This window comes from Photobacterium frigidiphilum (assembly GCF_003025615.1).
Lineage (GTDB): Bacteria > Pseudomonadota > Gammaproteobacteria > Enterobacterales > Vibrionaceae > Photobacterium > Photobacterium frigidiphilum.
The window spans coordinates 1-6428 of sequence record NZ_PYMJ01000072.1 but is presented as its reverse complement, the minus strand read 5'-3'; the positions used below and the strand labels follow the sequence as shown (position 1 = coordinate 6428).

Below are 6428 nucleotides of genomic sequence, written 5' to 3'. Positions count from 1 at the left end.
ACACTGATGTTGCGATGGCCGTTGGCCACGGTTAAGTGGAGAGCCGCATGCGCTGAAAGGTGCACGTGCGGTTCGGTGAGGAGAGGCAGAGAAATAGTTCGACTACGCTCTGTCTCTTACTCTACTTAACGTCAAAGGCCAATGGAAATATTACTACCGGGCCGTTGATAAATACGGCAATTTCATTGATTTTTTACTGTGTGACCATCGTGATGAAAAAGCAGCTCGCGCCTTCTTCAACAAGGCGATAGGCCATAACGGCTTACCTGAAAAGGTGGTAATAGATAAGAGTGGTGCCAATGCATTAGCGCTACACAATATCAACGTCCAACTCTGGTTGATGGGGAAGATGCTCAACCTGGTTGAAGTGCTTCAAGTTAAGTATTTGAACAACATAGTCGAGCAAAGTCACCGGAAAGTGAAAGGTAAAATGCATCAGTGACTGGGATGGAAATCTGATGAAGGAGCCAAAGCCACACTCGCCGGCGTGGAGCTGTGGTCAATGATTAAAAATGGGCAGCTCGACAACCCTGATGATTTATCTGTCTGGGATGAGTTTTACGCGCTTGCAGCCTAGTTGCATCTGGAAATCAGTACGCTTGTGCTTCTGTATAACTTTGCGACATATATGAACCATCCCTATTTGTACGTTAATTTTTAATGATGTTGCTCTAGATCTAAGTTGCAGTCATATATTCGGCATCTAAGTTAAACTTGTGCCCTGATGTAAATCCGCACTCTTCGACTTCAACACAACCATGGCCTCTAACGGCCGTGTCGCAAAACAGGTTTTAGAAGAGCAGGTATGACCTATGTTTCATCATCTAAAACTAATCGGCGCAAACTTATTGAAATGCTTACCGTTAAGCTGCTCAATATTGTGTATTAGGCAGCCACCTTTTGATTATTGAGATCAAACTCATTTCCCGTACTCAGGATTGACCATATGACCCTGGCATTCTTATTCGCCAATGCAACCGCGGCTTTATTAAAGCTAAGCGTACATTCTTTTTCTGTTAACCAGCGGCCATATTTGTTGTCCAGATTTTTATACTTCGACAAAGCAGCTCTGGCACCATGAATAAGTAATGTTCGCAAGTATCTATCTCCTCGCTTGCTGATACCCAACAAAATCTGCTTTTCTCCGTTAGAATGCTGTCTTGGTACCAGTCCTAGCCATGCTGACATGTGCCTGCCATTCTTAAATACGTTTGGATTTGGAACCGCTGAGATCATTGCTGTTGCTGTTAATTCACCAACACCGGGTATTTTCATAATTCGGCGACAGTCTTCATTTTTCCTACAGATCTGTTGTACCTTTTTTCCTAAATTTTTCAACTTATCTTCAATTTCGACGAGATCATTGTAGAGATTATTCATGAATTCACGAGAGGCCACAGTCAGCTCATTATTTTCATTGGAAAGAATGGAACATAATTTGGTTTTTACCTTTGATGCCCCTGTTGGAATAGTAATTCCGTATTCCAAATTGAGCCCTCTTATTTCGTTAATTAATGCCGTTCTATTTTTAACTAACCGGCTTCTAATTCGATGTAGAGACTGTATATCTTGTTGTTCAACTTGCTTGATGGGGACGAAATGCATTGATGGCCTACTGGCTGCCTCTGTTATGGCCTCAGCATCATTTTTATTTGTTTTAACAAACGGTTTTACGAACTGAGGGCTAATGAGTTTCACTGTATGCCCTGACCGTTGGAAGACGCGGGCCCAATAGTTGGCTCCTCCACACGATTCCATGACGATCGTACATAGTGGTGTGTTAGCGATATACTCAGCCAGTTTATCTCTTGATAATCGCTTTTTTAAAACAGCTTTACCATTAACATCAATACCATGCAGTTGAAAAACATTCTTAGCAATATCAATACCCAGTAAGTTAATGATCATCACTCTATCTCCCACTTATCAATTAATTGCTTATGAATTGTTACAATAATCATAGCCTGACGGGACGTTATGGAGTGGGATGGTTCATTACATTACAACCACTATTATCGCTCCTTTATAGCATCAGTTAGTAATCGGTCAATAGCATTTACCACACTTTCGCTGGCATCTTCCATCGCCTGTATGTGTACAATAAGTTGTTGTTTATCATTCAAACCCGCTTGAAGTGCATGGCGTCCCGACTCATGAACAAGTTGATGCGGTGAGTTGATACCACCAAAGCTAGCCAATTGACTGAATTTATCCGCTCCATCACCTTCAAAGTACCACTTACCCAACCGACATTCTGTATGAGCATTGAGTGGTGTTTCAAATTGACGCTGCTCAACTTGACTGTAAACATTATTTTTCCATACTGCATGATCCAATTTAACGGTATCAAGAAATGATCTTACCGCTGCTATACGAATAACGTCCTGCATATGCTGAGACTTATTTAAGACATCCATTACAACGCTTTCGATTTTTTTTGAAGATGTTGAAACTTCTGCGGTACAATCTTGGTTATCACTGAGCGACGTTTTGATGGCATCTGTTTGCTTCAACACTTGACTAACCAAAGTCTCGATCCTACCACTGGCATCATGGGCTTTTCCTGCAAGAGTTCGAACTTCATCAGCAACCACAGAGAAGCCTCTACCAGCTTCACCTGCACGTGCGGCTTCAATCGCCGCATTAAGAGCCAACAAGTTAGTTTGTGCCGAGATTTCTTGAATAGTCAGAACTAATTGACCTATAGATGTTGCGGTTTCATCTAATACAACAGCTGCACTCATACTAATCTTAGCCTGCTCGCTGATTTTATCTGCGCTAGTTGATAAACGGCCTAGTGCGAAATGAGTTTGGTTAAACATTTCATCCAATTGTTTTAATGATTCATTTTCATCAACCAGATTTTCAGCGCTATCAGCAAGGCCCGTCCGAATAGCTTCTAGCATGGTATTTCCACGAAGATGATTTGTCATTAATGCGGACTCAAACTGATTGCTTACCTTAAGAATTATTAGAGACTGCTCCTTACATTGTATTTCGGCTAAAAGTTCTTCTATCTTCTGCTGATGCAGCTCCCTTTCTTCTTCAAGCTGTTGTTTTAATGCCTCGTTTTCTTTCATCTTCGTGTTATTGAAAAACATAGTTATCCCACAATATTGAAAATTAATTTTAAGAAATCTAAGGTGCATCAAATGATACGTAAGAGACCAATTTACTTTAGTCGAATAACTTAGAATAAAAAATCTATTCGGTCATATATCATGCATATCAATCAATCTATTTATCCCAATTTAAAGTATCCATCTTTCCCCAAAGTAGAAATTTCCCCTTTAAAAGAAGAAATGAATGCAGAGGTGTGTTGTCTGTTGAGTGAAAACAAAGACAAATTGAGGGGGAAATTAATTTTGGGGCCTTACTAGTAAGTTTTATCCCAATGAGTTACGCCAACCGCCGTGACATGCTGGCAGAGTGCGGGAGTTCGGTTCATCATTTGAGGATTTATCGTTTGTTCATTGAGCTACTGCATTAAATGAAAAAGATACAATTCTGAGTACAAGCTAATTCTTACGAAACCCAAAATTTATTGCTGTAAATCAATCTTTTATAATCTTTTCGAAATTTAAACTAGCCCGAAAGCCATAACGTCTCTATTTTATAACGAATAAGGATTTTACATAGCTCAACAATATTCAAAGGGATTGTTGTGTATGGGTATAACGCCATTAACTTTAAAGGATAAAGCGCCCCAGCAGACGGCGGAGATTTTAGCACTCAATTCCTATCCACTGAGCAAATTTCATCCATATTGCTTAATGCTGAAAATGGTGTGCAATTATGGGATTCCAAAGGGCCGTTAGTTTATGCTAACTGCTTTTTAAAAGGGTCAATTCCTATCTTATTTTACAATTACATCATTTTTGAAATTCTTCGCATGGGGAAAGAATGATTAGACAACCAAGCACGGGAGGATCAAGTGTCTAAACAACTTATTGTCAAACTAGAGTGGAACGAAGAGTTTGAGACTGGGATTACAGAAATTGACGAGCAGCATCTAATTCTGGTTAATGCGATCAATGATGCTTCAGAAAAACTCTCTGGGGATATAAGCGTCGATTTGTTGCAACAAATAACTATAGATTTACTCAGTTACGCGGTTTATCACTTTGAAACAGAAGAAGAGATGATGCAACGCTACGGCTATGCAAACAAGGATTATGACAGCGCCAATAGACATCATAAGGAACATCGCTATTTTTCATCCAAGGTTCTTGCTATCAGGGAAAATCTGAAGTCCGGCAAGATTATATTAGCAAAAGATTTGATTGATTTTCTGCAGTCTTGGTTGATCAACCATATACTCCATACGGACAAAGAGCTGGGTGTGTTTTTACTAAATGAAAGACTAAGACCTTCGAGTTGAGGGGCCACCCTAAAATAAGTTCTTCTAACAGGTTTTCCAGATTAAGGGGGCTAATGTAATGAACCATCCCGCCCCGTCACGCTAGACTTTGTTGCAACACTAAAGCTATGTGGTCTTTTGATACGGTTAGGCGACTCGGTAGCTATTGGGCATCCCGAGGTGTATATGGAATCCACGTATTTACAAAGCGACGAACCATAAAAGTTAAGATGCGGTCGTATATTCGGTTTCTATTGGGGGAGCTACCCCCTAACCTTTGATGTTTGCGCACCTACTGACCTATTCAGTAAAGCAGTTTTTGAAAACATTACACCTCGGTCAGGTTCTCAGTAGGTTGGTCTTACCGATTATGCATCATCATTTTGTAAAATTTGGTACTAAGTTAAATCTATGCTGTTACAGGTATTGGTTGATATTTCATTTCATAATGAAGCATTGCCCAAGCAGTTCTTACAGTCTTTTTTGCCAGTGCAATACAGGTTCGTTTGAAGCCAATTCTCTTTATCAATTCTATTAACCAAGCCTGTTTTTGGGTTGTGACCACCTCAGGAAGTCGAGCAAGATACGACATCGCTCCTAAGTGGCTTTAATGTAATGAACCATCCCAAAGCCCTAACCCATTAAATTAAACTATACATTTTCGTTTTATGGAACTTTTCGATAAAATGGGCACAAACCCCCTATTAAGTTATTCACGCCCATGAAATTTTCCTTTGATAAAGTCATCAATCGCCGTGAAGTTCCGGCATTGAAACATCATCCAATAGTTCTAGGCCGGGATGGAGAAAATCTGTTTCCAGCCGGTGTGGCCGACATGGATTTTGAAGCCCCTCCCGTGGTGCTTGAGGCCATAAAAAAGCGGTTAAAGCACGGTGTTTTTGGCTATGAAACTGTACCTGAAGGTCTACTACCGAGCTTGATCCAATGGCTACATAAACGACATAACTGGCAAGTTGAAGAGAGTACTATTCTTCGTTCGCCTAACATTCTTAATACCCTTGCCATGTCCGCGAATATTTTTACTAAAAAAGGCGATGGTATTATTGTTCAGCCTCCTGTCTTTTTCGATTTTTTTGACATTATAAAAGAAAACAATAGAACGTTGGTGACCAACCCGTTGATTCTGGACAACGGTCGATACCGTATGGACTTAGATGATTTGTCACAGAAAGCAGCTGAGCCACGTACAAAAATGCTCTATTTGTGTAATCCTCACAATCCGGTAGGGCGTGTATGGAGTAGGGCAGAACTGAAAGCACTTGGCGATATTTGTACTAAACACGATGTACTGGTGGTGTCTGATGAAATACACGGCGATATTACACTGCCAGATCATCAGTATACACCTTACGCTTCACTGGGTAAAAAGTATGCTCATAACACTATTACATGCCTTTCTCCTGCAAAAAGTTTCAATCTGGCCGCAAACTGTTCGGCCTTTATTGTGATAGATGATGAAATGAAACGAAAGCGCTTTCAGGCAGAGAACAGCCGTTTGACAGTCAATAAAAACAACGCGTTTGCCAATGTTGCCATGGAAGCGGCCTGGCGGGATGGTGAATCTTGGTTGAATGAAGTACTCAATTACCTTGTAGGGAACATTGATTTGGTAAAGCAGTATCTTGAACATGTTCCTAACGTCAAACTGATTGAGCCGGAAGGCACATACCTGCTTTGGTTGGATTTCAGGGAACTCGATATGATGCCTGAAGAGCTAACTGCTTTTTTAAGAAATAAGGCCGGATGGGCGCCCTCGAGAGGACTGGCATTTGGTCTGGAAGGAGCTGGTTTTGCTCGAATGAATATCGCTTGCCCTCGGAAAAGGTTGGAGGAAGCAATGAGAGCATTAGTCGTAGCTGTGCAGGTAAGCGAAAATTAAAATACAGTGGATTTCAGAATAACAGGTTTGCCGACAAGCCCATTTAGGGGGGGCTTTGTTGAATCGCTCAGATAATGCTCAATTATTCCATTAGCACTGAGTTCAGTTATCATAACTAGCTTTTCATTCCGGTTAGCTGTTTAACACATGCCTTACAAATACAATGAC

Annotated in this window: 4 protein-coding genes and 4 pseudogenes; 4 read left to right on the top strand and 4 right to left on the bottom strand. The window is 40.7% G+C overall.

All coding sequences use genetic code 11. The features are described from left to right. Positions 1-118: 118 nt before the first annotated feature. A pseudogene (locus C9J12_RS29265) lies at positions 119-577 on the top strand (IS6 family transposase); the annotation flags it as partial. A gap of 308 nt (positions 578-885) precedes the next feature. Here C9J12_RS29265 and C9J12_RS29260 read toward each other — a convergent pair. The 3 genes and pseudogenes from C9J12_RS29260 to C9J12_RS31685 all read right to left on the bottom strand — a co-directional run. After that, complete coding sequence (locus C9J12_RS29260; protein WP_107246855.1) at positions 886-1908, bottom strand: IS110 family RNA-guided transposase; 1023 nt, start codon at positions 1906-1908, stop codon at positions 886-888. Between the two features lie 104 nt (positions 1909-2012). Beyond that, positions 2013-2390 (bottom strand): CZB domain-containing protein, encoded by a 378-nt coding sequence (locus tag C9J12_RS31690; protein ID WP_407675713.1) that lies wholly within the window; start codon positions 2388-2390, stop codon positions 2013-2015. Positions 2391-2441: 51 nt separating this feature from the next. Further along, positions 2442-2744 (bottom strand): annotated as a pseudogene (locus C9J12_RS31685) (methyl-accepting chemotaxis protein); the annotation flags it as partial. A 647-nt stretch (positions 2745-3391) separates the two neighbouring features. Here C9J12_RS31685 and C9J12_RS29250 point away from each other — a divergent pair. Then, a pseudogene (locus tag C9J12_RS29250) lies at positions 3392-3478 on the top strand (IS6 family transposase); the annotation flags it as partial. Between the two features lie 456 nt (positions 3479-3934). Further along, complete coding sequence (locus C9J12_RS29245; RefSeq protein ID WP_107246850.1) at positions 3935-4381, top strand: bacteriohemerythrin; 447 nt, start codon at positions 3935-3937, stop codon at positions 4379-4381. A 388-nt stretch (positions 4382-4769) separates the two neighbouring features. On the opposite strand, the pseudogene C9J12_RS31550 reads toward C9J12_RS29245, so the two are convergent. Then, a pseudogene (locus C9J12_RS31550) lies at positions 4770-4964 on the bottom strand (IS110 family transposase); the annotation flags it as partial. A 117-nt stretch (positions 4965-5081) separates the two neighbouring features. Between C9J12_RS31550 and C9J12_RS29235 the strand changes: the two are divergent. Beyond that, positions 5082-6260, top strand: coding sequence for a MalY/PatB family protein (locus tag C9J12_RS29235; protein ID WP_107246844.1), 1179 nt, complete (start codon positions 5082-5084; stop codon positions 6258-6260). Positions 6261-6428: the final 168 nt, after the last annotated feature.

Coding starts and splice junctions, on each gene's coding strand:
- C9J12_RS29260 (WP_107246855.1), bottom strand. CDS start 1,908: ATGATCATTAACTTACTGGGTATTGATATTGCTAAGAATGTTTTTCAA.
- C9J12_RS31690 (WP_407675713.1), bottom strand. CDS start 2,390: ATGCAGGACGTTATTCGTATAGCAGCGGTAAGATCATTTCTTGATACC.
- C9J12_RS29235 (WP_107246844.1), top strand. CDS start 5,082: ATGAAATTTTCCTTTGATAAAGTCATCAATCGCCGTGAAGTTCCGGCA.